The sequence below is a fragment of the Salipiger mangrovisoli genome (assembly GCF_015223355.1).
GTDB lineage: Bacteria > Pseudomonadota > Alphaproteobacteria > Rhodobacterales > Rhodobacteraceae > Salipiger > Salipiger mangrovisoli.
Genome location: NZ_JADFFK010000006.1, coordinates 202,308 through 226,323 on the forward strand (window position 1 = coordinate 202,308; position 24,016 = coordinate 226,323).

The window sequence follows — 24,016 nt, forward strand, 5'->3', positions numbered from 1 at the left end:
GCTGCGAGGGGACGGGAGGCGCGGCGTGAAACTTTCGACGGTGAAGATTGCCGGACGGCAGACATGGGGGATGGCGACGGAGAGGGACTTCGCCGATGTCGGTGCGGCGCTGAAGGCGCGCTATGCTGATCTTCGGGCGGCAATCGCGGACGGGCTCGCCGGCGTGGCCGAGGCGCGGGCCGGGGCGCAGGTCTATCCGCTGGGTGATGTCACGTGGCTTCCGGTGCTGCCGAATCCGCCGAAGATCCTTTGCGTGGGCCTGAACTATGAAACTCACCGCAAGGAAACCGGCCGCAGCGAGGTCGCGCATCCGACGATCTTTGCCCGCTATGCCAACAGCCAGACCGGCCACCTTGCCGCGATCCCCGTGCCGAAAGTGTCGGGCAGCCTCGATTTCGAGGGGGAGCTGGCGATCATCATCGGCAAGCCCGGCCGCTACATCCCGCGCGGCGCGGCAATGGGCCATATCGCCGGTTACGCCTGCTACAACGACGCCAGCATCCGCGACTACCAGTACCACACGCATCAATTCACACCGGGCAAGAACTTCCCCGGCACCGGGGCTTTCGGCCCGTGGATGATGACGCCCGACGAAATGGGCGAGATCGGCCCGCAGGCGATCCGCACGCGGCTGAACGGCGAGATCGTTCAGGAGGCGCGGTTCTCGGACCTGATCTTCGATATCGGGCGGATCATCGAATACTGCTCGGAATTCACCGCGCTCGAGGTCGGCGATGTCATCGCCACGGGCACGCCCGGCGGGGTGGGGGCCAAGCGCAACCCGCCGCTCTGGATGCGCCCCGGCGATCAAGTCGAGGTCGAGATCGAAGGACTTGCCACTTTGCGCAATTCCATCGTCATCGAAAACTGAACGCATGTTGGGAGGGGGCAGATGCTGACGCTTTACCATGGCCCGACCAGCGTCTGTTCGCAAAAGGTCCGGGTCGCGCTTGCAGAACTTGGGCTGAGCTATGAGAGCCGTCTTCTCGATTTGCAGAAGGGCGACCAGTATGCGCCCGACTACCTGCGGCTCAACCCTGCCGCGGTGGTCCCGACGTTGGTCGATGACGGGCTGGTGGTGGTGGAATCGAGCCTGATCCTCGACCATCTCGACCGCGAGAGGGGCGGCGGCCGGCTGTCCCCCATGGGCCGCGAGCCCGAAGTGACCGCGGCGCACTGGCTGCTGCGGACGCTGGACATCCATGCGGCGGTCAACACGCTGTCCTTCTCGACCGCCATGCGGGCCAATATCCTCGCCAGCCGCACAGCCGACGAGATCGCGCAGATGATGGCACGGATGCCCGATCCGGTGGCCCGGATGAAACGCCGGACGCTGCTGGAAGAGGGTCTCGCGGCGGTGTTTGTCGAGCAGGCGCTGCGGCAGCTTCGCCGCACCTTCGCAGACATGCAACTCGCGCTCGGGCAGCGGCGCTGGATGATGGGCGAGACCTTTTCGAAGGTGGATGTCGCGCTGGTCGCCTATGTCGATCGGATAGAGAGGCTCGGCTTTGCCGGGCTCTGGCTGGAGGAGTTTCCGGCCATCGCACGCTGGCTGGCCGCGATGCAGGCGCGGCCAAGCTACGCCGCGGGGATCGCGGCTTTTGCCGATCCGGTGGGCCGCGAGAAGATGCGGCAGGGCGGTTCGGCGCATTGGCCAGAGCTTGCGCGCCAGTGGGAGGGCCTGCGCTGACCGGACCGGGAGGGGTCCGGCGGATCATGACGATCAAACAGGGAGTGAGGACAATGAAGATCAAAGGATCGCTCTGCGCCATGGCGCTGGGGCTGGGGCTGGCCCCCGCCGCATATGCGGAAACGCTTAAGGTTTCGACCTTCTTGCCGCCGAACCACGCGTTCAACCGTATGTTGACGCAATGGGGCGAGGAGCTTGCCGAGAAGAGCAACGGCGAGCTGACCGTCGAGCTGTTCCCCTCGGGCCAGCTTGGTCCGGCGCCGCGGCAGTTTGACCTGGCACGCACCGGGGCCGCCGATGTTGCGGTGGTGCTGAGCGGCGCGACGCCGGGACGCTTCCCGATGGCCGAACTGGCGGGGCTGCCGCTGACCTCTCCGGCTGCGGGCAACGAGAGTGCGATCACCTCGCGCCGTCTGACCGAGCTGGCGCCGGAGTATCTCGCCGAGGAACACGCCGGCACGCATATCCTTTGGATGGCGGTCACCCCGCCGCTGAAGCTGCACCTGAAGTCGGCCGATCCCTCGGATCTGTCGGTCTTCAAGGGCCTGCGCATCCGCTACGCCGGGGCGATCTGGCAGCAGCTGATCGAGGCGCTCGGCGCGTCGCCGGTGCCGGTGCAGCCCGCGGAGACCGGAGACGCGCTGGCCAAGGGTGTGGTCGACGGCACCGCTTTCCCCTTCGAGGCGACCAAGTCTTTCGATCTGGCCCCGGTGCTCGGCTATTCGGTCGAGCCGGGTTTCGCCGCGGCCGCCTTTGCGGTGGTCATGGGTGACAAGGCCTATGACCGGCTCACGCCCGAGCTGCGCAAGCTGGTGGAGGAAACCACCGGCCCCGACCGCGCCGAGGCCTTCGGCAAGATGCTCGACGAGGGCGAGGCCGAGGGCCGCGGCTACATGTCCGCGGGCGGAGTCGAGATCGTGACGCTCACGGACGACCAGCTCGCCACGCTGAGGGCCGAGGTCTCGCCGATCGTCGAGGCGATGGTCAAGGGCGTGGATGACGCCGGCAAGCCGGGTCGCGAATTCCTGTCGGCCTACACGCAATGAGCCGCCGCGCCCGGACCCGAAAGGGTTCGGGCGCGCTTTTTCCCGAGATGCAGACACAGGACAAAGCCCGATGCCCCCGGATCGCCTGACCCGCATATTCCATGCCATCGCCGCCCTTGCGGTCGTCGTGATGATGCTCACCGTGGTGGCGGACGTGGTGCTGCGCTTCGTCTTCAACATTCCCGTGCGTGGGGCCTATGACGTGGTGAGCTTCGGCCTGCTGGTCATGGTGTTCTTCGGCATGGCGCCGGTCGTCGCCCGGCAAGGTGAGATCCTGATCGACATCGTCGACGGGCTGCTTCCCGCGGCGGTGCTCGGCCTGCTGAAGCTGCTCGCCTCGCTGGGCACGCTGGGCTTCTTCCTGTTTCTCGGCTGGGCGATGCTTGGCCCCGCACGCGATGCCTACACCTACGGTGACCGCTCGCTGGAACTGGGGATACCGCTCTGGTCGCTCTGGGCCGTGGCCTTTGTCGGGCTGGCGGGCACCGTATGGGAGGCGCTGCGCCGCCTGCGCGGGGCAGGGCGGGCAGCACCGGACACCGCGTCTGCCGCGCAGGAGGCGAAGTCATGAGCGCATTTGCCCTCGGCCTCACCGGCATCGGCTCGATGTTCTTGCTGCTGTTCCTGCGGCAACCCGTATGGCTGGCACTGGCGCTGGTCGGCATCGTCGGGAACATGGTGCTGAACGATGTGTCTGTTGCGGCGCTACTCGCCGGGACCGGCACCTTCGACACCGCCTCGGGCTACGGGCTCTCGGTGATCCCGCTCTTCGTGCTGATGGGCGAGGTCGCATCAAGCTCGCGCATGTCCGCCGAGCTATTCGGCGCGGCGCGGGTGTTTACCGCAGGGGTGCGCGGCGGGCTCTCGATCGCCTCGATCGCGGCCTCGGGGGCCTTCGGGGCAATCTGCGGCTCGTCGGTGGCCACCGCCGCCAGCATGACCCGCATCGCCCTGCCCGAGATGCAGAAGGCGGGCTACGAGGACGGCTACGCCGCCGCCTCGGTCGCCGCCGGCGGCTCGCTCGGCATCCTCATCCCTCCGTCGATCATCCTGGTGATCTATGGCTCGATCGCCGAGGCCTCGGTGGCCCGGCTCTTCGCCGCCTCGCTGATCCCCGGCATCGTGCTGATGCTGCTCTACGTCATGGTCTCGGTGCTGCTCGCGGGTCGCGCCGGGCCGCCGCCGGGGGCCGAGAGGGTCTCTCTGGCCGAGCGTTTCCGGGCGCTGCTCCGGCCCTGGCAGTTCATGCTGCTGTTCCTCGTCTCCATCGGCGGCATCTACGTGGGGATTTTCAGCCCCAACGAGGCCGCCTCGGTCGGCGCCTTCGGTGCCGTGGTCATCGGCTTCCTGCGCCGCACGCTGAGTGCCCAGGGCTTCATCCGCGCGGTGCAGGCGACGGTGATCATTTCCTGCGCGCTCTTCATGATCATCATCGGCGCAACCATGTTCGCCAATTTCGTGGTGCAGACGCGGCTGCCCGAGAGGCTGCTGGCGCTTGCGCAGACGGCAGAGCTGTCGCCGGCGCTGGTCATGGCGCTGATCGTCCTGCTCTACATCGTCATGGGCTGCTTTCTCGAAGGCATCGGCATGGTGCTGATCACCGTTCCGGTCTTCCTGCCGGTGGTCACCGGCTTCGGCTTCGATCCGATCTGGTTCGGCGTGCTGGTGGCGGTGCTGGTCGAACTCGGGCTGATCACCCCGCCGGTGGGGATGAACCTCTTCATCATCAAGGCGCAGAGCGCGGCGCTTTCCATGGGCACGCTCTATCGTGGCATCCTGCCGTTCCTGATCGCGCCGGTGCTGTTGGTGGCGCTGCTCTTTGCAGTGCCGCAGCTCGCGCTCTGGTTGCCGGGGGTGCTCTACTGATGTCGCCCCGCAGCCGCGCCGCCCAATTCCCGAACGATCTGGAGGACCAGAGATGAGCCCTGAGTGGGATGTGACCATCGTCGGCTGCGGCCCCATCGGCGCCTTCGCCGCGAACCTGCTGGGCCGCGCCGGTCTGCGGGTGCTGGTGCTCGACCGTGACGCCGCGCCCTATGCTCTGCCGCGGGCGGTGCATGTCGACCACGAGATGCTGCGACTTCTGGCGGATGCGGAGCTTCTGGCACCGCTCGAGCACCGGCTGCTGGCGGCCGACGGGCATCTGCACATCGGTGCCGATCACGGCGTGATCCGCTACCTCAGCGCGGCGGGGCAGCCCCGGCCCTTCGGCTATGCCAACGATTATTTCTTCTACCAGCCCGAGCTGGAAGAGGTACTGCGCGCGGGCCTGTCGCGCTATCCGAACGTAACATTGCGCCTTGGCTGCGAGGTGACCGGGCTCGAGCCGCAAGGGGCGCATGCGCATGTGATGCTGGCCGGGGGCGAGCAGATCGCCACGCGTTGGGTGCTCGCCACAGACGGTGCGCGCAGCACGGTGCGCAAGGCGCTCGGCGTAGGGCTCGATGACCTCGATTTTGAGGAGCCCTGGCTGGTGGTCGATGCCGAGGTCGACGGGCCGATCTCTTTCCCCAAGCTCACCGGGGTGGCCGAGGAGGCGAACCTCCAGCGGCTGTCGGTGATGATGTGCGATCCTGCGCGCCCGGCGACCATCGTACCGGGCCGGGGCAACCACCGCCGCTGGGAGTTCATGCTGCTGCCAGGCGAGGAGGACGCGCAGATGTCCCGCCCCGAGACCGTCGCCGCGCTGGTCGCACCCTGGGTGAAGGGGTCGGAGCACCGGATCATCCGCGCCGCCACCTACCGCTTTCACGGGCTGGTCGCCTCGAAGTGGCGCGTCGGGCCGGTGTTGCTGGCCGGGGATGCCGCGCATCAGACGCCGCCATTTTTCGGCCAGGGCATGTGCCACGGGATGCGCGACGCCGCGAACCTCGCCTGGAAGCTGGCGCTGGTGGTGGCGGGTGCGGCGGAGCCGTCGCTGCTCGACAGCTACCAGCTCGAACGCGACGCGCAGGTCCGCCACGTGATCGGCAAGGCGATCGAGGCGGGCAAGTACATCTGCGTGCTCGACCCCGAGGCCGCGACGGCGCGCGACGCGCGGGTCCGCGGGCAGCGCGGCATCCGCACGGCGGCCGAGCTCATTGCGCCGATTGTGTCGGACATTGTCGGTGCCGGCGCTGGCGAGCGCTTCATCAACCCCGTGGCGCGCGCGGACGGCGGGCTGCTCGACTCGGTAACCGGAGGCGGCTGGGTGCTGCTCTCGCGGGACGACGAGGGGCTGTCGGCCGAAGCCGGTGCGGGCCTGTCGCGCCTCGAGGGCAAGCGGTTCGTCCTCGGCAGCGACATCGCGGATCCAGAGGGCCATCTCGCGGCCTGGTTCGACGCGCGAGCCGTCGCGCACGTGTTGCTCCGCCCCGACTTCTATACCGCGGCTGTTGCGACCGGCGCGCCGCAAATGAGCGCTGAGATTGCCCGTATCGCGCGGGCAATCGGCTTGAAGGACCCCGTGGCGGCGCAGCGCGCCGCGTCGTGACGGCAAGGACAGGGAAGGACATCCAATATGCGTTTCATCAGCTTTGAACACGAAGGCCGCGCGTCCTGGGGTCGCGTCGAGGGAGCAGAGGTCGCCGACCTCGGCGCGCTGCCCGGCGCGCCTGCCGATCTGCGCGCGGCGATCGCAGCGGGCGCACTGGCTCTCGACGGCCCGGCACCACGGTTGCCGCGCGCCTCGGTCAAGCTCCTGCCGGTTATCCCGAATCCGGGAAAAATTCTCTGCGTTGGTCACAACTACGAAAGCCACCGCAAGGAGACAGGACGCGCCGAGGTGGCGCACCCCTCGATTTTCACCCGCTTTGCCGACACGCTGGTTGCCGCCGATGATCCGGTGATCCGCCCCTCCGTCTCGGGGGATCTCGACTACGAGGCCGAGCTTGCGATCATCATAGGCCAGGGGGGACGCAATATCCCAGAGGCCGAAGCGATGAGCCATGTCGCGGGTTTTGCCTGCTTCAACGACGCCTCGGTGCGGGACTGGCAATGGCACACGCGGCAATTCATCCCCGGCAAGAACTTTCCAGGCACCGCGCCGTTCGGCCCCGAGCTGGTGACGCCGGACGAAATCGCCGACCTGCGTGCCGTGGTGGTGCGCTCGGTGCTCAACGGCGAGGTGATGCAGGAGGCCCCGGTGTCGCACATGATCTTCCCGATCCCGGTGATCCTGGCCTATGTCTCGCAGTTCACTCCGCTCGCGCCGGGTGACGTGATCGCCACCGGCACTCCGGGCGGTGTCGGCTCGAAACGTACCCCGCCGGTGTGGATGAAGCCGGGGGACGAGATCGAGGTGCGCATCGACGGCGTCGGCTCGCTGGTCAGCAAGATCGTCGCGGAGGCCTGAGATGGGATCGGGTTTTCCGCTGACCGGCCTGCGCAGCGTCGAGATCGCGACGCCCGACCTCGCTGCCGCCGCCGAGTTCTACACGCAGGTCTGGGGCCTGCGTGAGGCGGCGCGAGATGCCACGCAGGTCTGGCTGCGAGCCAGCGGCACCGACCCCTATGTGCTGCGTCTGACACGGGGCGCGACGGTGGGCGTGCTGTCGGTCACCTTCCGCGCCGCCGAGGGCACTGATCTTGCGGCGCTGCGGGCGCAGATGATTGCGGCGGGCGGCACGGCCGAAGGCGACATCGGCGCGCTGGTCGATCTTGGCGGGGGCACGGGGTTTGCCCTGCGGGACCCGTCGGGGCGGCGCTACCGCGTCGTGCAGGGCGATGCGCGCGCCAGCCGCCTCGGGGACGGGGACGGCGCGATGCCCGACAGGCTGGCCCATGTGAACATCAACACCCGCGATCTTGCTGCGGACATTGCGTTTTTCGAGCAGGGCCTCGGCTTTCGCCTCTCCGACCGCTCGAAGATGATGGGTTTCCTGTGTACCAACTCCGATCACCACGCGGTGGTGCTGGCGATAGCCGGGGTCGATACGCTGAACCACGTTGCCTTCAACCACCCCGACTGGGAATCGGTGATGAGGGCCTCGGGTCGGATGTGCGATGCGGGTTTCGGCATCGGCTGGGGTCCCGGACGACATGGTCCCGGTGACAACGTGTTTCTCTATTTCGTCGACCCTTTCGGCATGGTGGTCGAGCACACCGCCGAGGTGCTTCAGGTGGACGACAGCTATCGCCCCGGAGGGCCCGAGGACTGGACCTGGCCCGCGGGCCGCAGCGATCAATGGGGCATCGCCCCACCGAAGACAGATGCCTGCAAGTCGGCCCAGCTCGCTGTGGCCTTCCTGTGATCGGTATCGACCGGCGCGGAAGCAGCGAGATGCTTTTTACCTAATTTGGCGCTTTCGGAAAAAATTCCGGCGTAGGGCAGCCGATGGGCTGAAAGGTTTCGCCAAGCATCAAGCGATCAACAATCAACGGTTGGAGGGCCTGCGAAGCGGCATCGACAGGCAATCCCGCCCGCGCGGCGGCGGCGCTCCTTGCCATCGCCGAGGCAGTACAGCCTGCGCTGCGGGTGCGGCTGGGTCCCGATGCCCGCGCTGATGCCGACAATCAGGAGATGTGCCTCTGGTCCGGGCTGACCGCCAGCACGGACTTCCGGCAGTGACGTTTGCCTCCCAGGCCGGACACCCGCCTGGGAGGCCGGCTCATTGCCCGAACCCGGCGGAGTAAGGCAGCCAGGTCGCGAGCCCGGGCATTGCGATCAGCAGTGCCAAGCCCAGGATCATGATCAGCACATAGGGGAAGGCGCCGCGTACGATCTCGGACAGCGGGGCAGGGGTGATCCCCTTGATCACGAAGAGGTTCATGCCGACCGGCGGGGTGATCATCGCCAGCTCGAGGTTGATCATCAGCAGCACGCCGTACCAGACGAGGTCGATGTGCAGCGCTGCCATGGTCGGAAGCAGGATCGGCGTGGTGATGAGGATGATCGCGATGCTCTCGAAGAACATGCCCATCACGAAGATCATCGCCATGACCACGAGGATGAAGCCGAGCCGGCCGAGGCCGAGGTGGGCGACCATCTCGGTGACCCCGACCGGCAGGCGGATGATGGTGATCGCATGGCCGAACATGGCCGCCCCGGCGATGATCATGAAGACCATCATCGAGGTGCGCATCGAGGCATAGGCGCAGTCCCAGAGATCGCGCAGCCCGAAGTTGCGGTAGACCAGCACGGCGACGGCCAGCGCGTAGACCGATCCGGCGGCGGCGGCCTCGGCGGCGGTGAAGATGCCGAGGTAAATGCCGCCCATCACCACCGGCGGCGCGAGGATGGCCCAGATCGAGCGGCGGATCGCGGCGAGGATCAGCGGGATCCCGGCAAAACGCGGGCTGTCGTCGCCGCGCAGCGTGGCCGCGAGGATCGAGTAGATGCAGAAGAGCAGCGCGAGCAGCAGCCCCGGGATGATCCCGGCGAGGAACAGCGCGCCGATCGACGCCTCCGAGACGATGGCGTAGAGGATCATCGGTCCCGAGGGCGGGATCAGGATGCCGAGCGTGCCGCCCGCCGCGACGATGCCGAGCGCGCTCTGGCGCGGGTAGCCGTAGCGTTCCATCTGCGGGATCGCGCTCGAGCCGACGGAGAGGGCGGTGGCGACCGACGAGCCCGAGATCGAGGCGAAGATCGTGCAGGCCATGACCGTGGCCATTCCGAGCCCGCCGCGGATGTGGCCGATCAGCGTGTGTGCCATGGCGTAGAGGTCGTCGATGACCTTCGCCCGGATCATCACCTGCGCCATGAAGACGAAGAGCGGCACCGTGGTCAGGATCGGCTTGTTGAGATGGGCAAAGACCGTGTCGGCGACCGATCCGATGCCGCCTTCGAAGATCAGCAGGATGACGGTGGCGGTGAGGCCGAGCGCCGCGAAGATCGGGATCCCTGTCAGCAGCAGCAGGATGAGCCCGGTGAAGATCAGCAGCGCCGTCATGTCCGGCCTTTCCCGAAAAGATGCCCCAGCAAACGCGCGAAAGCGTAGGCGCCGAGCAGCACGGCGCCGCAGAGCAGCGGCACCTGCGGGATCCAGCTTTCGATCTCGATGGCGCCCGAGGTGTAGGCGCCGAACATCCGGGCGAACTCGATCGACTCCCAGGTGCTGATCCCGAGCACGCCGCAGAAAGCGAGCACGCAGAGATCACTGAAGATTGCGGCCATTGTGCGGGCCTTCCCACGCAGGGCATGGGTCAGAATGTCGATCGAGATGTGATCGTTGCGCCGGTAGGCCTCGGCCACGCCGAAGGCAACGATGGCGACCAGCAGGAAGCCGTTCAGCGCATCGACCCAGACCGGGGGCCGGTCAAAGGCGTAGCGCATCAGGGCCGAGAAGGTGGTCAGCGCCAGCGTTGCCAGGATGAGCGCGGTGCTGAGCGCCGCGCCCAGCCGGACGAGGGGCGTCAGCGCGCGTTCGGTGAGGGGGGCGGTTCCGGCCGCCCCCGTGTCGTCCTGCGTGCGGCTCATCGCTCAGGCGCCGGACTTCAGCTGCTCGACCAGCTCGAGCAGCTTGGCGCTGTCCGGATCCTCGGTGCCGAACTTCTCGTCGAAGGCCGGGCGCATCAGCGCCTCCATCGCGGCATTCTCCTCTTCCGTCGCGGTCCGGACCGCGACGCCCTTGGCCTCGAGCTCGGCCGGTGCGGCCTGCTGCGCGGCCTCGCCCGCCTCGACGGCCCAGAGCGCCGCCTCGTGGCCGGCCTTGTCGAGCGCCGCCTTGGCGGTGTCGGACAGGCCCTGGTAGAACTTCGGGTTGAGATAGCCGTGGAAATAGACCGAGATCACCGGGCTCACCACGAACTGGTCCTGGACCTCGTAGTACTTGCGCGAGAGTGCCGCATCTGCGCCGGTCAGAGCGCCGTCCAGCACACCGGTTGCCAGCGCCTGGTAGACCTCGGAGCCCGGCATCGCCGAGGGCGCGGCACCAAGTGCGGCAAGTCCCGCGTCGAAGGCCGGCGAGAGGCCGCGGATCTTCATGCCCTTGAAATCCTCGGGCCCGGCCAGCGGCTTGCCCTTCGAGGTGAAGACCGAGGAATTGGTCTGGAACAGCCAGACGACGTTCTCGACCCCCTTGGAGCGCAGCTTCTCCTCGAGGAACCCCGCCGCCTCGGATCCGTCCCAGTTGCGCCAGATCCGCATGTCGGAGAAGGCGTAGGGTGCGGTGGTCACGGTCATGATGGGCAGCGTCTTGCCCCACTGGAACTGCACCGAGAAGGCGCATTCGATCTCGCCCTTGGCAACGGCGAGGATGTTCTCGTTCGCCCCGACGAGGCTGTCGGCCCCGAAGACCTGCACGTCGATCTCGCCGTTCGACAGCGTCTCGACCTCCTCCGCCCAGCGGTCGATCACCTTGGCGACGGAATGGGCGGGGGGCAGCTGGTGGCTGCACCGCATGGCGGTGGGATCGGCGGACGCCGCCGTCGATGTCAGGGTCGCCATCGCCGCGGCGATGCCAAGCGCTTTGAAGTCCATGGTGGTTCTCCTCCCTTTAATGCGTTGTTCCGCGGGGCTCCCTTCCCCGCTTCCGAAGATCCCGCCCGCCCGTCAAGGGCGCGCGGCCTGCCAGCTCATCGCGCGCGGCGGCCCGGCCTTCGCCAGCGCACCGAAAAGCGCCTCGCCCGGCATCTCGCCTGCGGGGATGTCGCGCAGCGCGACGAGCTTTCCGAGGTCGATGCCGGTGCTGAATCCCATGGTCTCGGCGAGGAACACGAGGTCCTCGATCACCACGTTGCCGGTGGCACCGGGGGCGAAGGGGCAGCCGCCGAGCCCGGCGAGCGAGGCGTCGAGGATGCGGCAGCCCGCGTCGAGCGCCGCCGCCGCGTTGGCGATGCCGGTGCCGCGGGTGTCATGCAGGTGCAGCACGTAGGGCAGCGGGCCGAGTCGATCCGCGATCCGGCGGCAGAGGCTGGCGACCTGCCGCGGACCTGCGTAGCCCACAGTGTCAGCGACGCCGACCATGTCGACGCCCGCCTCGAGGCAGCGGTCGATCATCCGCAGCACCGCGTCCTCAGGCACCGCGCCCGAGAGCGAGCAACCGAAGGCCATGGCGATGCCCGCGTTGATGATCGTCGCCGATCCGGCCTCGTCGCGCAGCCGCACGACATTGGCGATCTCGGCAAGGCTCTGTTCCTGGGTGCGCCGGACGTTGGCCGCGTTGTGCGCTTCGCTGGCCGATATCACCAAGGTGATCTCCTGCACGCCGGTCGCCAGTGCATCTGTGGCCCCGCGCTGGTTAAGCGCGAGCGCGATGCCGTGGGCGCCCGGATGGCGGCTCACTCCGGCGATCACTTCGCGCACGTCGGCGAAGCGGGGCACCTTGTCCGCCGGCAGGAACGAGCCGACCTCGAAATACCGAACGCCTGCAGCCGCCTCGCGGTCCACCCATTCGAGCTTCTTCGGCGTCGAGGGCCAGCGCGCGGTCATCTGCAGCCCGTCGCGCAGGCCGACCTCGCGGATGGCGAGCTGCGACGCGGGGTAGGCGCTCAGCACGTCGGCGCTCATCGGGCGGCCTCCAGCGCGCCGAGGATCTCGGCGTTGTGCTGGCCGATGCCCGGCACGTCGACCGAGCGTGACACCACCGGCGCGCCGTCGATCTGCACCGGCAGCGATGGCGCGCGGAAATCCTTCCGGTCGGCGTACTGCGAGGTGAAGAGCCCGCCGGGGCGGTTCACATGCGGGTCGTCGTACATCTCGGCCGGGCGCGAGACCGGGGCGAAGAGCAGGTCGTTCTCCTCCATGATCCGAACCATTTCGGCGAAGGGCCGGGCGGCGATCTTCGCGGCGACCTGCGGCAGCGTCCAGTCGCGCGCGGCGATCTGGTCGGGGCGGTTCTGCAGCCGCGGATCGTCGAACAGATGCTCGAGCCCGAGCCCCTTGCACAGTTTCTCCCATTGCCCGTCGGTGGCGGCGCCGACGAAGATCTGCCGCCCGTCCGAGGTGGGAAACAGGTCGTAGACGGGCCAGGAGAACACCCGCTCGGGCAGCGGCGGCGCCTCGGTGCCCTCGATGTCGAACTGCACCATGTGCTGGGCGACGAGCAGCAGGCAGTTTTCGAAGAGTCCGGCGCGCACGGCGCTGCCGCTGCCGGTCTTGCCGCGCTGGATCAGTGCCGCCAGCACGCCATAGGCGGTGAAAAGCCCGCCCATGATGTCGTTGGCCGAAGAGCCGATGCGCAGCGGCCGGCCGGTCGGGCCGGTCATGTAGGCCATGCCCGTCATCATCTGCACCACCTCGTCCATCGCGGCGCGGTGCTCGTAGGGGCCCTTGAGGAACCCCTTGCACGAGGCGACGATCAGCGAGGGGCAGGCGGCGCGCAGCTGGTCGGGCGCAAGGCCCATCCTGGCGAGGGTTTCGTCGCGGAAGTTCTCGACGAAGACATCCGCCGTGGCGATGAGCCCGTGCAGCCGGGCAAGGTCGGCGGGGTCCTTCACGTCGAGGGTGACCGACTTCTTGCCGCGGTTGAACGTCGGGAAGAAGCCCGCGCCCATGCCGGTCAGGTTGCGCGTCTTGTCGCCCTGCGGCGGCTCGACCTTGATCACCTCGGCGCCGAGGAAGCCGAGGAACATGCCGGTCGAGGGGCCCATGACCATGTGGCTCATCTCGACCACACGTATCCCGTCGAGGGGTTTCTCGGTCATCGCGCTCTCCTCCCAGAACTGCTCGCAGGAAATGTATGTCAGGGTGGCTCCCGTCGGAAAATTATATTGTTCCGAAAGATGCCTTCTGAAATACAGAACGCAGGGCGGAGGCATCCATGGATTCAAGACAGCTTCGGTACTTCGTGGCGGTGTGCGATTTCCGCAACCTTTCGCACGCGGCGGACCATTGCCACGTCGCCGCCTCGGCGATCTCGCAGCATGTTGCGGCGCTTGAGGCGGAGCTCGGCACGCCGCTCTTCACCCGCCGCCCGCGCGGCATGGAGCCTACCGCGGCGGGGCTGAAGCTCGAGACCCATGCGCGCGCCATCCTCGCGGCCTTCGAGACCGCGGCCGAGGATGTGCGCACCGGGCAGGCCGAGGTCTCCGGCGCGATCAGCATCGGCATGCCCTTCTCGGTGATCTCGGTGATCGGCGGTCCGCTCATGCGCCGGGTGATGGGCGAGATGCCGCGGGTGAAGCTGCTGCTGCGCGAGGTGCTTTCGGGCGTCGGCTTCCAGGCGGTGCAGCGGGGCGAGATCGAGGCCGGGCTGATCTTCAACCCTCCGGTCGACAGCCAGACCGAGCGCATCGCGCTGCTCGAGGAGGAGGTCTTCTGCATCGGGCACCCGGACATCCTCGGGGTCTCCTCCGATCCGATCCGGCTGAAGGACATCGCCGAACTGCCGCTGGCGATCCTGCAGAGCGGCTACCTGTCACGGGCGCTGAACGACCGTCCGGCGGAGTTCGCCTTCCTCGAGGCCTCGGCGCGGATCCAGCTGGCCTCGGTGGCGGCGACGCTCGGCGCGATGAAGGAGGGGCTGGCCTGCACGCTGGCACCCAAGGTACTCGTCAGCGACGATCTCGCGGCGGGCCGGCTGGTGGCGCGGCCGATCCGCGACCCGAGCCCGCGCCGCACGCTCTACTGGGTGGTGCCGCTCGACGCCCGCCCGACCCCCCTGCGCGAGATCATGTTCGAGACCATCCGTGGCCAGATCGTCGCCTCGGTCACCGAGGGGCGCTGGCTCGGGGCGCAGCTGATCACGGACTGAATGCGCAGGCGGCGGTCCGCCCGCTGCGGCCGGCGCGTGTGATCCACTGGCGAAGGCGCTTGTGCGCGGCGTGCGGCTGGCCTAGGTCTGGGCCAGCAACTGGACCCGGTCATGCTCCGCAGGATACTTGCCGTCACGCTCGTGCTGGCGCACCTCTTTCTGATCTTCCCCTCGACCCCCGCTCAGGCGGCGTCCGGGGGTTGCGCGGGCTCCATCACCGCCCTCGACGTCTGCGAGATGCCGCTCGGCTTCGGCGCGCAGCAACTGCCCGGCGGGAAATGCACCAGCTGCGTCCTGCTGCCCGAGGCGTCGCTTCCGGCGCTCGAGCTGCCGGTGTCCGGCGACCTCCTGCCCAACGACAGCGCCGCCGTGCGTGGCAGCGAGCCGCTGCCGCTCAAGCCCCCGCCAAGATCCTGATCCCCTGAACCTTTCGACGCGGCGCGTGGCGCCGCACCCCCATTCAGGGCGCAGCATCGCTGCGTCATCAGGAAAGATCCGACATGACACAGACGTCTCTTGATCCCCGGCAGACGCCGGACCAATCCCTTATATTCCCGAAACTCGCCCCGCTCTACGCGGCGCTCTCGCCGCTGGCGGTGACATGGCTGCGGGTGATCTGCGGCCTCGCGCTCATGGTGCATGGCTGGCCGAAAATCACCAACCCGCTCGGCGCGACCGGCATGGTCGAAGGCATGGGCTTCCACCCCGGCTGGCTCTGGTCCGTGGCGCTCTCGGTCACCGAGTTCGGCGGCGGGCTGCTGCTGGTGCTGGGCCTGCTGACCCGGCTCGCGGCGGCGGGCACGACGGTGGTGCTGCTGGTCACCGTCTACTTCCACTGGATCCTGAAGGAGCAGGGCTACTCCGGTGCCGAGCTGTCGCTGATCTGGTCGGCGGTCACCTTCTTCTTTGTGGCGCATGGCGGCGGGCGGCTGTCGCTCGACGCGCGCTTGGGCAAGCAGCTCTGAAAGGGAGAGCGGGCGGCCGGACCTCCGGCTGCCCGCAGCAGGAGACAGAGATGAACAGACGGTCCTTTTTCGGCACGGCCATGGCGGCCTCGGCGCTTGGCCTGCCCGGCCTCGGCGGCGCGGAAACCTTGCGCAACACCCTGCCGCGCGCGGCGCCGATCCATGTCGGGGCGGTGGGCCTCCGGGCGCGCGACGCCGAGCGGCTGGCGGCCTGGTACGTGCAGACCCTCGGCCTGCGCGAGATCGACAGGGCGGGCAGCACGATCCGGCTCGGCGCGGAGGCGCCGCTGCTCAGCATCACCGAGATCGCGGGCCTGCGGCGCGCGGGCGCGCGCGAAGCCGGGCTCTACCACACCGCCTTCCTGCTGCCGACGCGCGCCGACCTCGGGCGCTGGGTGCTGCAGGCGGTGGAGCGCGACCTCGGCGTCGACGGGGCGGCGGACCACCTTGTCAGCGAGGCGATCTACATGACCGACCCCGAGGGCAACGGGGTGGAGCTCTACGCGGACCGGCCGCAGCAGGACTGGCGCTGGACCGACGGCAGGGTCGAGATGGCCTCGGTGCCCTTCGACGCGCAGGCCGTGGTGGCGGCCGCTGGCACGGCCCCCGCGCGCTGGACCGGCGCGCCCGCGGGCACGATGATCGGCCACGTGCACCTCAAGGTGGGCAATGCTTCCGCCGCCGCGAGCTGGTGGCAGGAGCGGCTCGGCTTCGACGAGGTGCGGCGGCGCGACGGGGCGGTGTTCCTGTCGACCGGGCGCTATCACCACCACGTCGCGGTGAACGAATGGGTCTCGGCCGGGGCAGGGCGGCGCTCGGCGCAGACAACCGGGCTCGATTTCGTCGAGCTGCGGCGGAGCACCCCGGCGGCCCCGGCGGAATTCACCGACGACTGGGGCACCGTGATCCGGGTTATCTGACTTTTTCCATTGCGGCGGGCGGGTTGGCCCTGCCTGCCGCACGCCCGACCCTGCGCCAGGCGAGGCCGGTCATTCGGCCCGCGGCTGGAGCGCGGCGCAGATTTCCTCGAGATCGTCGAGCAGCTTCTCGATCCGCCGCGCGCCGATCTCGGCCTCGAGCCGGGCGTAGATCCCGGCGCTCTCCGGCGCGACCGCGGTCACCAGCGCCGCGCCGGCATCGGTCAGGCTGATCTGCTGGCGCCGGCCGTCGTTCGGGTCTCGGGTCATCGCCACGAAGCCGCGCTCGTCGAGCCCGCGCAGGATGCGCGTCAGCGACTGCGGCAGCAACGCCGCCCCTTCCGAGAGAGTCGACGCATCGGTCGTGCCGCGCTCGTCAAGCACCCGGATGACCCGCCATTGCTGCTCGGTCACGCCATGGGCGCCCAGCATCGGGCGGAATCGCTCCATCACCAGTTCCCGCGTGCGCAGCAGCGACATGGGCAGGCTGCGCCGCGTTTCGGCGAGGTCTTTTCTTTCGGTCACGGGAGGCCCTCCAAGGTGGATTTACTTCACATGTTTAATATCTGATTGACAAGCAATTCATTAATTAACATGTTAAACGATATGGAGGAGAGCCATGCCGCATCTGCGACTTGAATACTCGCCCGGGCTCGAGCGCCGCGCCGATCTCGGCGCGCTCTGCGACAGCCTGCACCGGGCGATGATGGAGACCGGGATCTTTCCGCTGGCGGGTATCCGCATCCGCGCCTTCCGGGCGGATCACTGGATCGTCGCGGACGGGCTGCCCGAGAATGATTTCGCCGCGCTCACCCTCATGGTGGGGGCGGGGCGGCCGCGGCAGCTGCTGGCCAGGGCAGGGGCCGCGATCATGGCCGCCGCCGAGGCCGCGCTGGCCGGACCGCTCGCCAGCCCGCATTTCGCGCTGTCGCTGGAGATCCGCGAGATCGACCCCGAGCTCAGCTGGAAGAACACCCCCATTCACGCCCGCCTGTCGGGCAAGGCCTGAGGAAGGATGAGCCGATGAGTGCCTTTGCCGAAAACCTCGCGCGCGCCCGGACCGTCCTCGAGCGGTTCCGCCGGGACGGGGTGATGAACCATATCGCGGGGGCCTCGGTGCCCGCGGCGGGCGGCGCGAGTTTCGAGACGATCTCGCCCGTGGACCTTGCGCCGCTGGCGCAGGTGGCGAAGGGCGGGGCCGAGGACATCGACCGCGCCGTCGCCGCCGCATCCAAGGCCTTCGCGAGCTGGGGGCGCACCCCCGGTACCGAGCGGCGCCGGATCCTGCTGCGCGTGGCCGACGCGATCGAGGCCCGCGCCGACGAGATCGCCCTGACCGAGAGCATGGACACCGGGCAGGCGCTGCGCTTCATGTCCAAGGCGGCGCTGCGCGGGGCCGAGAACTTCCGCTTCTTCGCCGAGCAGGCACCGGCGGCCGAGGACGGGCAGGCGCTGCGCAACCCGACGCAGCTCAACGTGACCTCGCGCCGGCCGATCGGGCCGGTGGGGGTGATCACGCCCTGGAACACGCCCTTCATGCTGTCGACCTGGAAGATCGCCCCGGCGCTCGCCGCGGGCTGCACCGTGGTCCACAAGCCCGCCGAATTCAGCCCGATGACCGCCAAGCTGCTGGTCGAGATCGCGGAAGACGCGGGTCTGCCCCCGGGCGTTCTCAATCTCGTCAACGGGCTGGGCGAGGAGGCGGGCAAGGCGCTGACCGAGCACCCTGGCATCAAGGCCATCGCCTTCGTTGGCGAAAGCCGTACCGGGAGCCTCATCATGGCGCAGGGTGCGCCGACGCTGAAACGGGTGCATTTCGAGCTGGGCGGCAAGAACCCGGTGATCGTCTTCGACGACGCCGACCTCGATCGCGCCGTCGATGCCGCGACCTTCATGATCTACTCGCTGAACGGCGAGCGCTGCACCTCATCCTCGCGGCTGCTGGTACAGGAGACGGTCTACGACGAGGTCACCTCCCGCGTCGCCGAGGTGGCCGAGCGGATCAAGGTCGGCCACCCGCTCGACCCCGAGACCGTGGTCGGCCCGCTGATCCACCCCGAGCACGAGCGCAAGGTGCTGTCCTATTTCGACACCGCCCGTCGCGAGGGCGCGACCATCGCCGCGGGCGGCGTCAAGACCGGCGAGGCGGGCTGCTTCGTGCGGCCGACGCTCTTTACCGGCGCGACCAGCGACATGGCCATCGCGCGGGAAGAGATCTTCGGCCCGGTGCTGACCGCCATTCCCTTCGGCGACGAGGAGGAGGCGACGCGCATCGCCAACGACGTGGACTACGGGCTCGCGGCCTATCTCTGGACCCGCGATCTCGACCGGGCGATGCGGATGACCGACGCGCTCGAGGCAGGGATGATCTGGGTGAACTCGGAAAACATCCGCCACCTTCCCTCGCCCTTCGGCGGGGTGAAGGCTTCGGGCATCGGGCGGGACGGCGGCGACTGGTCCTTCGAGTTCTACATGGAAACGGTCAACGTCTCGTTCCCGCGCCAGATGCATCGGATACCGAAACTTGGCGGCTGAGGAGGCCGCGACCGACGTTCGAGGGAGGAGACACCATGCCCATTCCGGCGCCCAATCTATTTCCGCCGTTCAACATCATCCGGCTGAGCCACGTCGCCTTCGGCGTGCGTGACCTCGCCGCCTCGAAGGCCTTCTACGTCGACACGCTCGGCCTGCAGGTCACCGACGAGGACGACGAGACCGTCTACCTTCGCGCCATGGAGGAGCGCGGGCATCACTGCCTCGTGCTGCGGCGCTCGGACACCGCCGACGTGCGCGGGCTATCTTTCAAGGTCTTCGACGAGGCCGAGCTCGACAAGGCGCATGACTGGTTCGCCGCCGAGGGCCATCCGGTCGCCTGGGTCGAGCGGCCTTACCAGGGCCGGACGCTGGCGACGCAGGACTGCTTCGGCATGCCGATCGAGTTCTACTTCCGCATGGACCGCCTGCCGCCGATCCACCAGAAATACGCGCTCTACAAGGGGGTCAAACCCCTGCGGATCGACCATTTCAACTGCTTCTCGCCCGACGTCGACCGGGCCGTGGCCTTCTACAACGCCATCGGCTTCCGGGTGACCGAATACACAGAGGATGAGGAGACCGGCAAACTCTGGGCCGCCTGGACGCATCGCAAGGGCGGGGTGCATGACCTGGCCTTCACCAACGGGCTCGGGCCGCGGCTGCATCACACCGCCTTCTGGGTGCCGACGCCGCTCAACATCATCGACCTGTGCGACCTGATGGCCACCACCGGCTACGTCGGCAACATCGAGCGCGGGCCGGGGCGGCACGGCATCTCGAACGCCTTCTTCCTTTACGTGCTCGACCCCGACGGGCACCGGATCGAGATCTACTGCTCGGACTACCAGACGGTCGATCCCGATCTCGAGGCGATCCGCTGGGATCTCAAGGACCCGCAGCGCCAGACGCTCTGGGGCGCGCCTGCGCCGCGCAGCTGGTTCGAGAACGGCTCGGTCTTCGCGGGGGTGACCCCGGTCGAGGCCGCGCTCAAGGCGACGCCGATCGTCGCGCCCTAGGCGCGCGGGTCCGTGAAAGACAGGAGCTAGAGATGACACGTTCCATTCCGGCCCGCATCGCGGCCTTCCGCGCACAGGGCGCCGACCGCTTTGGCCTTGTCACCGAAGAGGGCATCGTCGATCTGACGCCGCAGTTCGAGGGCCGGTTCCGCGGGCTCAAACAGGTGATCGAGGCGGGCGCTCTGGAAACGGTGATCGCCGCCGGTGCGGGCTGCCGCGCCACCCACAAGACCGAGGAGGTCGAGTTCCTGATCCCCCTCGCCAATCCCGAGAAGCTGATCTGCGTCGGCGTGAACTTCCCCGACCGCAACGCCGAGTACAAGGACGGGCAGGAGGCACCGCCGCACCCCTCGCTCTTCATCCGCTTCCCGCGCAGCTTCACCGGGCACGGGCGCGCGCTGCTGCGCCCGCCGGAAAGCCCGCAGCTCGACTACGAGGGCGAGATCGCCATCGTCATCGGCAAGGCGGGCCGACGGATCCCGCGCGAGGAGGCCTACGGGCATATCGCCGCGATCACCCTCTGCAACGAGGGCACGATCCGCGACTGGGTGCGCCACGCCAAGTTCAACGTGACGCAAGGAAAGAACTGGGACGGCTCGGGCTCCATCGGCCCCTGGCTCGTTCCCTTCCGCGAGGCGGGGCAGCTCGATGACATCGCGCTCGAGACGCGGGTCAACGGCGAGGTGCGGCAGAGCGACCGCACCGGCCGGATGATCTTCGATTTCCGCGAGATCATCCGCTACGTTTCGACCTTCTGCACGCTGGTGCCGGGAGACATCCTCGTCTGCGGCACGCCCACCGGCGCGGGCGCGCGCTTCGATCCGCCGCGCTGGCTGGTGCCCGGCGACGTCATCGAGGTCGAGGCCGAGGGCATCGGCATCCTGCGCAACACCGTGGCGGACGAGCCATGCTGAGCGCGGAGGAGATCGAGCGCGCCGCGGCTGACCTGCTGGAGGCCGAGCGCGCGCGGCGGCAGATCGGCCTTCTGTCGCTGCGCCACCCGGGCATCACGCTCGATGACGCCTATGCCATCCAGACCGCGCAGATCGCGCGCAAGCTGGCCGAGGGCCGGCGCGTGCTCGGCTGGAAGATCGGCCTCACCTCGAAGGCGATGCAGGCGGCGCTGGGGATCGACACGCCCGATTCCGGCATCCTCTACGACGACATGGACTTCCAGAACGGCGGCGTCGTCCCGGCGGGCAGGTTCATCCAGCCGCGCATCGAGGCGGAGATCGCCTTCATCATGAAGGCGCCGCTGTCGGGGGACGCGACGCGCGAGCAGGTTCTGGCGGCGACCGGGGCGGTGGCCCCGGCGCTCGAGATCCTCGACACCCGCATCCTGCGCAGCGACCCCGCGACCGGGCAGTCGCGGCGGATCTTCGACACGGTGGCCGACAATGCTGCCAATGCCGGGATCGTGCTGGGCGCCGAGCGTCACGCGCCCGAAAGCCTTGATCTGCGCTGGGTCGGTGCCATCGTGACCCGCGACGCCGAGGTGGTGGCGACCGGGCTCGGCGCGGCGGTGCTGAACGATCCGGTGACCAGCCTCGTCTGGCTGGCGCGGCGCATGGGCCAATACGGCCAGCGGATCGAGGCGGGGCAGGTGGTTCTCTCGGGCTCGTTCATCGGCCCGGTGGAATGCCCGCCAGGAACGGAAATCCACGCGGACTTCGGCAGCTTCGGCGCGGTCTCGCTGTCCTTCGAATAGAGAGTGCCATGGACATCACGGAAAACCATTTCAAGCGTCGCCTGAGCTCGGGCGAGACCCAGATCGGGCTCTGGATGGCGCTCGGCGACGCCTCGGCGGCCGAGCTCTGCGCGCATGCCGGGTTCGACTGGCTGGTGATCGACGGCGAGCACGGGCCGAACGGGCTGCGCGACGTGCTGGCGCAGCTGCGGGCGGTGGGCTCGACCACCCATCCCGTGGTGCGGGTGCGCGACGACAACCGCGCCGGGATCAAGCAGATGCTGGACCTCGGCGCGCAGACCATCCTCATCCCGATGATCGAGAGCGCGGCGCAGGCACGCGAGGCGGTGCGCTCGGTGCTCTACCCGCCCGAGGGGGTGCGCGGCATCGGCGCGGCCCTCGCGCGCGCCTCGGCCTACGGCCATGTCCCGGGCTATCTCGAGGCGGCGAACGAGCAGGTGTGCCTGCTGCTGCAGGTGGAAAGCCGGGCCGGGCTCGCCGCGCTCGACGAGATCCTCGCGGTGCCGGGCGTCGACGGGGTCTTCGTCGGTCCCGCCGACCTTGCCGCCGACATGGGCCATCTCGGTCGCCCCGGCGCGCCCGAGGTGCAGCAGGCGGTGCGCGATGCGCTCGCCCGGATCCGCGCGGCGGGCAGGGCGGCGGGCATCCTCACCTCGGACCAGCGCCTGGCGAAGGGCTATCTCGAGGACGGGGTCGATTTCCTCGCCGTCGGCAGCGACGTCGGCGTGCTGAGCGCGGGGCTGCGGTCGCTGCTCGGCCAGTTCCGCGGCTGATCCGCCATCCGCACCCGCACATCGCGCCTGGAGGAGGGCCGCAATGACACGACTGACCACCGGCGAGGTGATCGCCAAGTCCCTGAGCGCCAACGGCGTGGATACCGTCTTCGGCATTCCCGGGGCGCACATGTACGACTTCAACGACGCGCTCGCCCGCGAGGAGGGGGTGCGCTTCATCCACACCCGGCACGAGCAGGGCGCGGGATACATGGCCTATGGCTACGCCAAGTCCACCGGCCGCGTCGGGGCCTATACCGTGGTGCCGGGGCCGGGGCTGCTCAACTCCGGCGCGGCGCTCTGCACCGCTTACGGCAGCAACGCGCCGGTGATCTGCGTCACCGGAAACATCATGTCGCACCTGATCGGGCAGGGCCGGGGCCAGCTGCATGAACTGCCCGACCACCTTGCGACGCTGCGCGGCCTGACCAAGTGGGCCGGGCGCATCGACCATCCCACCGAAGCCGGGGACAAGATGGCCGAGGCCTTCTGCCAGATGCTCTCGGGACGCCAGCGCCCGGTGGGGATCGAGGCGCCCTGGGACGTGTTCGGCATGTCCGCCGAGGTGCCCGAGCCCGTCGCCACCGCGCCGCTTGCGCCGCCCCTGCCGGACCCCGAGGCGGTGCGCCGCGCCGCCGAGCTGATCCGCGCCGCGAAACGCCCGCTCATCATGGTCGGCTCGGGCGCGCTCGGGGCCGGGCCGCAGGTAGGGGCGCTGGCCCGACACTTGCAGGCGCCGGTCACCGCGCACCGTTCCGGCAAGGGCGTCCTGCCCGAGGATGACGCGCTTTCCCTGCTGCCGCCCGCCGCCTGGCGCTACTGGCAGGAGTGCGACCTGCTGATCGGCATCGGGTCGCGGCTCGAGCTGCAATACTTCCGCTGGCGCTGGATGCCGAAGGGGCTGAAGGTGCTGCGGCTCGACATCGACCCGACCGAGATGGTGCGGTTGAAGCCCGACTGCGGACTTGTCGCCGACGCGGCGCAGGGGCTCGATGCGCTGAACGCGGCGCTTGCGGGCGATGCCGCGCGGCCCTCGCGCGAGGCGGAGCTTGGCCAGCTGCGCGCCGAGGCCGAGGCCGCGCTCGCCACGGTCCAGCCGCAGGAGGGCTACCTGCGGGTGATCCGCGAGGTGCTGCCGCGCGACGGGTTCTTCGTCGAGGAGGTGAGCCAGGTCGGCTTCACCGCCCGCATGTGCTTTCCCGTCTACGCACCGCGCCAGTACGTGACCTGCGGCTATCAGGACAACCTCGGCTTCGGCTTCAACACCGCGCTCGGGGTGAAGGTCGGCAACCCTGAGAAGAAGGTCGTCTCGGTTTCCGGGGACGGCGGCTTCATGTTCGGCGTGCAGGAGCTGGCAACCGCCAAGCAGTTCAACATCGCCGTGGTCGCCATCGTGTTCAACAACGGCGCCTACGGCAACGTCCGGCGCGACCAGCAGACCAGCTACGGCAACCGCCTGCTGGGCGCGGATCTCGAGAACCCGGATTTCGTGGCGCTGGCGCGCTCCTTCGGCGTGCAGGGCTACCGGGCAGAGAGCCCGGGCGAGCTGCGCGCGGTCCTTGCCGACGCGCTCGCCCTCGATGCGCCCGTGGTCATCGAGGTGCCCGTGCAACGCGGCTCCGACGCCTCGCCCTGGCCGTTCATCCATCCGGCGCCGCTGTCCTGAGCTTACGCCGAGGACCCGACCGGCGCAGCGGGGGGCGGGCCGTCCACGGATTTGCTCGCGTCGGTCCGCGAGTTCGGAACTGCCT

Annotated in this window: 25 protein-coding genes; 19 read left to right on the forward strand and 6 right to left on the reverse strand. The window is 68.8% G+C overall.

The window, feature by feature from the left end:
- Positions 1-25 precede the first annotated feature (25 nt).
- The 8 genes from IQ782_RS10050 to IQ782_RS10085 all read left to right on the forward strand — a co-directional run bounded on the left by IQ782_RS10050 (position 26) and on the right by IQ782_RS10085 (position 7,967).
- Positions 26-871 carry a fumarylacetoacetate hydrolase family protein gene (locus tag IQ782_RS10050; protein ID WP_194134500.1) on the forward strand — a complete coding sequence of 282 codons (846 nt, stop codon included), beginning with the start codon at positions 26-28 and terminating at the stop codon, positions 869-871.
- 21 nt (positions 872-892) lie between these two features.
- The gene (locus IQ782_RS10055) at positions 893-1,690 is read left to right on the forward strand and encodes a glutathione S-transferase family protein (protein ID WP_194134501.1); all 798 of its coding nucleotides are present in this window, start codon (positions 893-895) and stop codon (positions 1,688-1,690) included.
- A gap of 53 nt (positions 1,691-1,743) precedes the next feature.
- The gene (locus IQ782_RS10060; RefSeq protein WP_194134502.1) at positions 1,744-2,736 is read left to right on the forward strand and encodes a TRAP transporter substrate-binding protein; all 993 of its coding nucleotides are present in this window, start codon (positions 1,744-1,746) and stop codon (positions 2,734-2,736) included.
- 70 nt (positions 2,737-2,806) lie between these two features.
- Positions 2,807-3,307, forward strand: a complete 501-nt coding sequence (locus tag IQ782_RS10065; protein ID WP_194134503.1) for a TRAP transporter small permease — start codon at positions 2,807-2,809, stop codon at positions 3,305-3,307.
- The gene (locus IQ782_RS10070) at positions 3,304-4,602 is read left to right on the forward strand and encodes a TRAP transporter large permease (protein WP_194134504.1); all 1,299 of its coding nucleotides are present in this window, start codon (positions 3,304-3,306) and stop codon (positions 4,600-4,602) included. Before IQ782_RS10065 ends, IQ782_RS10070 begins: the two co-directional genes overlap by 4 nt.
- Before the next feature lie 52 nt (positions 4,603-4,654).
- Positions 4,655-6,208: a bifunctional 3-(3-hydroxy-phenyl)propionate/3-hydroxycinnamic acid hydroxylase gene (locus tag IQ782_RS10075; protein WP_194134505.1), complete on the forward strand. Its 1,554-nt coding sequence runs from the start codon at positions 4,655-4,657 to the stop codon at positions 6,206-6,208.
- Between the two features lie 27 nt (positions 6,209-6,235).
- Complete coding sequence (locus tag IQ782_RS10080) at positions 6,236-7,069, forward strand: fumarylacetoacetate hydrolase family protein (RefSeq protein WP_194134506.1); 834 nt, start codon at positions 6,236-6,238, stop codon at positions 7,067-7,069.
- Between the two features lies 1 nt (position 7,070).
- On the forward strand, positions 7,071-7,967 hold the full coding sequence (locus IQ782_RS10085) for a VOC family protein (RefSeq protein WP_194134507.1): 897 nt from the start codon (positions 7,071-7,073) through the stop codon (positions 7,965-7,967).
- Positions 7,968-8,324: 357 nt separating this feature from the next.
- On the opposite strand, the gene IQ782_RS10090 is transcribed toward IQ782_RS10085, so the two are convergent.
- The 5 genes from IQ782_RS10090 to IQ782_RS10110 form a co-directional block, all read right to left on the reverse strand.
- Positions 8,325-9,608 carry a TRAP transporter large permease gene (locus IQ782_RS10090; protein WP_194134508.1) on the reverse strand — a complete coding sequence of 428 codons (1,284 nt, stop codon included), beginning with the start codon at positions 9,606-9,608 and terminating at the stop codon, positions 8,325-8,327.
- Positions 9,605-10,135, reverse strand: coding sequence for a TRAP transporter small permease (locus tag IQ782_RS10095; protein ID WP_194134509.1), 531 nt, complete (start codon positions 10,133-10,135; stop codon positions 9,605-9,607). The genes IQ782_RS10090 and IQ782_RS10095 overlap by 4 nt, the downstream gene beginning before the upstream one ends.
- Positions 10,136-10,138: 3 nt before the next feature.
- Positions 10,139-11,137 (reverse strand): TRAP transporter substrate-binding protein DctP, encoded by a 999-nt coding sequence (dctP, locus tag IQ782_RS10100; protein WP_194134510.1) that lies wholly within the window; start codon positions 11,135-11,137, stop codon positions 10,139-10,141.
- Between the two features lie 72 nt (positions 11,138-11,209).
- Positions 11,210-12,166, reverse strand: coding sequence for a hydroxymethylglutaryl-CoA lyase (locus tag IQ782_RS10105; protein WP_194134511.1), 957 nt, complete (start codon positions 12,164-12,166; stop codon positions 11,210-11,212).
- A complete protein-coding gene (locus tag IQ782_RS10110; RefSeq protein WP_194134512.1) occupies positions 12,163-13,302 on the reverse strand; it encodes a CaiB/BaiF CoA transferase family protein in 1,140 nt (379 codons plus the stop codon). Before IQ782_RS10110 ends, IQ782_RS10105 begins: the two co-directional genes overlap by 4 nt.
- 116 nt (positions 13,303-13,418) lie before the next feature.
- On the opposite strand from IQ782_RS10110, the gene IQ782_RS10115 reads away from it, so the two are divergent.
- From IQ782_RS10115 to IQ782_RS10130, 4 genes are all read left to right on the forward strand, one after another.
- Positions 13,419-14,351, forward strand: a complete 933-nt coding sequence (locus tag IQ782_RS10115) for a LysR family transcriptional regulator (RefSeq protein ID WP_194134513.1) — start codon at positions 13,419-13,421, stop codon at positions 14,349-14,351.
- 111 nt (positions 14,352-14,462) lie between these two features.
- Complete coding sequence (locus IQ782_RS10120) at positions 14,463-14,768, forward strand: hypothetical protein (RefSeq protein ID WP_194134514.1); 306 nt, start codon at positions 14,463-14,465, stop codon at positions 14,766-14,768.
- A gap of 83 nt (positions 14,769-14,851) precedes the next feature.
- Positions 14,852-15,316, forward strand: coding sequence for a DoxX family protein (locus IQ782_RS10125; protein ID WP_194134515.1), 465 nt, complete (start codon positions 14,852-14,854; stop codon positions 15,314-15,316).
- 50 nt (positions 15,317-15,366) lie between these two features.
- A complete protein-coding gene (locus IQ782_RS10130) occupies positions 15,367-16,236 on the forward strand; it encodes a VOC family protein (protein ID WP_240989208.1) in 870 nt (289 codons plus the stop codon).
- Between the two features lie 69 nt (positions 16,237-16,305).
- On the opposite strand, the gene hpaR is transcribed toward IQ782_RS10130, so the two are convergent.
- Positions 16,306-16,758 (reverse strand): homoprotocatechuate degradation operon regulator HpaR, encoded by a 453-nt coding sequence (gene hpaR / locus IQ782_RS10135; protein ID WP_338092563.1) that lies wholly within the window; start codon positions 16,756-16,758, stop codon positions 16,306-16,308.
- A 94-nt stretch (positions 16,759-16,852) separates the two neighbouring features.
- Between hpaR and IQ782_RS10140 the strand changes: the two genes are divergently transcribed.
- Genes IQ782_RS10140 through IQ782_RS10170 form a run of 7 tightly spaced genes read left to right on the forward strand, consistent with a single transcriptional unit; the run spans position 16,853 to position 23,931 of the window.
- Positions 16,853-17,242: a 5-carboxymethyl-2-hydroxymuconate isomerase gene (locus IQ782_RS10140; protein ID WP_194134516.1), complete on the forward strand. Its 390-nt coding sequence runs from the start codon at positions 16,853-16,855 to the stop codon at positions 17,240-17,242.
- Positions 17,243-17,256: 14 nt separating this feature from the next.
- Positions 17,257-18,768: a 5-carboxymethyl-2-hydroxymuconate semialdehyde dehydrogenase gene (gene hpaE / locus IQ782_RS10145; protein WP_194134517.1), complete on the forward strand. Its 1,512-nt coding sequence runs from the start codon at positions 17,257-17,259 to the stop codon at positions 18,766-18,768.
- A 35-nt stretch (positions 18,769-18,803) separates the two neighbouring features.
- Complete coding sequence (hpaD, locus tag IQ782_RS10150) at positions 18,804-19,784, forward strand: 3,4-dihydroxyphenylacetate 2,3-dioxygenase (protein WP_194134518.1); 981 nt, start codon at positions 18,804-18,806, stop codon at positions 19,782-19,784.
- 32 nt (positions 19,785-19,816) lie between these two features.
- Positions 19,817-20,698: a fumarylacetoacetate hydrolase family protein gene (locus IQ782_RS10155; protein ID WP_194134519.1), complete on the forward strand. Its 882-nt coding sequence runs from the start codon at positions 19,817-19,819 to the stop codon at positions 20,696-20,698.
- Entirely contained in the window at positions 20,692-21,492 is an 801-nt protein-coding gene (hpaH, locus tag IQ782_RS10160; RefSeq protein WP_420832635.1) for a 2-oxo-hept-4-ene-1,7-dioate hydratase, read from the forward strand. The genes IQ782_RS10155 and hpaH overlap by 7 nt, the downstream gene beginning before the upstream one ends.
- 8 nt (positions 21,493-21,500) lie before the next feature.
- Positions 21,501-22,265, forward strand: a complete 765-nt coding sequence (locus IQ782_RS10165; protein WP_194134520.1) for an aldolase/citrate lyase family protein — start codon at positions 21,501-21,503, stop codon at positions 22,263-22,265.
- A gap of 43 nt (positions 22,266-22,308) precedes the next feature.
- Complete coding sequence (locus IQ782_RS10170) at positions 22,309-23,931, forward strand: thiamine pyrophosphate-dependent enzyme (RefSeq protein ID WP_194134521.1); 1,623 nt, start codon at positions 22,309-22,311, stop codon at positions 23,929-23,931.
- Positions 23,932-24,016 lie beyond the last annotated feature (85 nt).

What these genes read in the sequence shown, in the direction of transcription:
- IQ782_RS10060 (WP_194134502.1), top strand. Translation starts at nt 1,744, where the DNA reads ATGAAGATCAAAGGATCGCTCTGCGCCATGGCGCTGGGGCTGGGGCTG.
- IQ782_RS10125 (WP_194134515.1), top strand. Translation starts at nt 14,852, where the DNA reads ATGACACAGACGTCTCTTGATCCCCGGCAGACGCCGGACCAATCCCTT.
- hpaE (WP_194134517.1), top strand. Translation starts at nt 17,257, where the DNA reads ATGAGTGCCTTTGCCGAAAACCTCGCGCGCGCCCGGACCGTCCTCGAG.
- IQ782_RS10120 (WP_194134514.1), top strand. Translation starts at nt 14,463, where the DNA reads ATGCTCCGCAGGATACTTGCCGTCACGCTCGTGCTGGCGCACCTCTTT.
- IQ782_RS10085 (WP_194134507.1), top strand. Translation starts at nt 7,071, where the DNA reads ATGGGATCGGGTTTTCCGCTGACCGGCCTGCGCAGCGTCGAGATCGCG.
- IQ782_RS10115 (WP_194134513.1), top strand. Translation starts at nt 13,419, where the DNA reads ATGGATTCAAGACAGCTTCGGTACTTCGTGGCGGTGTGCGATTTCCGC.
- IQ782_RS10105 (WP_194134511.1), bottom strand. Translation starts at nt 12,166, where the DNA reads ATGAGCGCCGACGTGCTGAGCGCCTACCCCGCGTCGCAGCTCGCCATC.
- dctP (WP_194134510.1), bottom strand. Translation starts at nt 11,137, where the DNA reads ATGGACTTCAAAGCGCTTGGCATCGCCGCGGCGATGGCGACCCTGACA.
- IQ782_RS10090 (WP_194134508.1), bottom strand. Translation starts at nt 9,608, where the DNA reads ATGACGGCGCTGCTGATCTTCACCGGGCTCATCCTGCTGCTGCTGACA.
- IQ782_RS10165 (WP_194134520.1), top strand. Translation starts at nt 21,501, where the DNA reads ATGGACATCACGGAAAACCATTTCAAGCGTCGCCTGAGCTCGGGCGAG.
- IQ782_RS10170 (WP_194134521.1), top strand. Translation starts at nt 22,309, where the DNA reads ATGACACGACTGACCACCGGCGAGGTGATCGCCAAGTCCCTGAGCGCC.
- IQ782_RS10080 (WP_194134506.1), top strand. Translation starts at nt 6,236, where the DNA reads ATGCGTTTCATCAGCTTTGAACACGAAGGCCGCGCGTCCTGGGGTCGC.
- hpaD (WP_194134518.1), top strand. Translation starts at nt 18,804, where the DNA reads ATGCCCATTCCGGCGCCCAATCTATTTCCGCCGTTCAACATCATCCGG.
- IQ782_RS10110 (WP_194134512.1), bottom strand. Translation starts at nt 13,302, where the DNA reads ATGACCGAGAAACCCCTCGACGGGATACGTGTGGTCGAGATGAGCCAC.
- IQ782_RS10070 (WP_194134504.1), top strand. Translation starts at nt 3,304, where the DNA reads ATGAGCGCATTTGCCCTCGGCCTCACCGGCATCGGCTCGATGTTCTTG.
- IQ782_RS10075 (WP_194134505.1), top strand. Translation starts at nt 4,655, where the DNA reads ATGAGCCCTGAGTGGGATGTGACCATCGTCGGCTGCGGCCCCATCGGC.
- IQ782_RS10155 (WP_194134519.1), top strand. Translation starts at nt 19,817, where the DNA reads ATGACACGTTCCATTCCGGCCCGCATCGCGGCCTTCCGCGCACAGGGC.
- IQ782_RS10130 (WP_240989208.1), top strand. Translation starts at nt 15,367, where the DNA reads ATGAACAGACGGTCCTTTTTCGGCACGGCCATGGCGGCCTCGGCGCTT.
- IQ782_RS10055 (WP_194134501.1), top strand. Translation starts at nt 893, where the DNA reads ATGCTGACGCTTTACCATGGCCCGACCAGCGTCTGTTCGCAAAAGGTC.
- IQ782_RS10065 (WP_194134503.1), top strand. Translation starts at nt 2,807, where the DNA reads ATGCCCCCGGATCGCCTGACCCGCATATTCCATGCCATCGCCGCCCTT.
- IQ782_RS10140 (WP_194134516.1), top strand. Translation starts at nt 16,853, where the DNA reads ATGCCGCATCTGCGACTTGAATACTCGCCCGGGCTCGAGCGCCGCGCC.
- IQ782_RS10095 (WP_194134509.1), bottom strand. Translation starts at nt 10,135, where the DNA reads ATGAGCCGCACGCAGGACGACACGGGGGCGGCCGGAACCGCCCCCCTC.
- hpaH (WP_420832635.1), top strand. Translation starts at nt 20,692, where the DNA reads ATGCTGAGCGCGGAGGAGATCGAGCGCGCCGCGGCTGACCTGCTGGAG.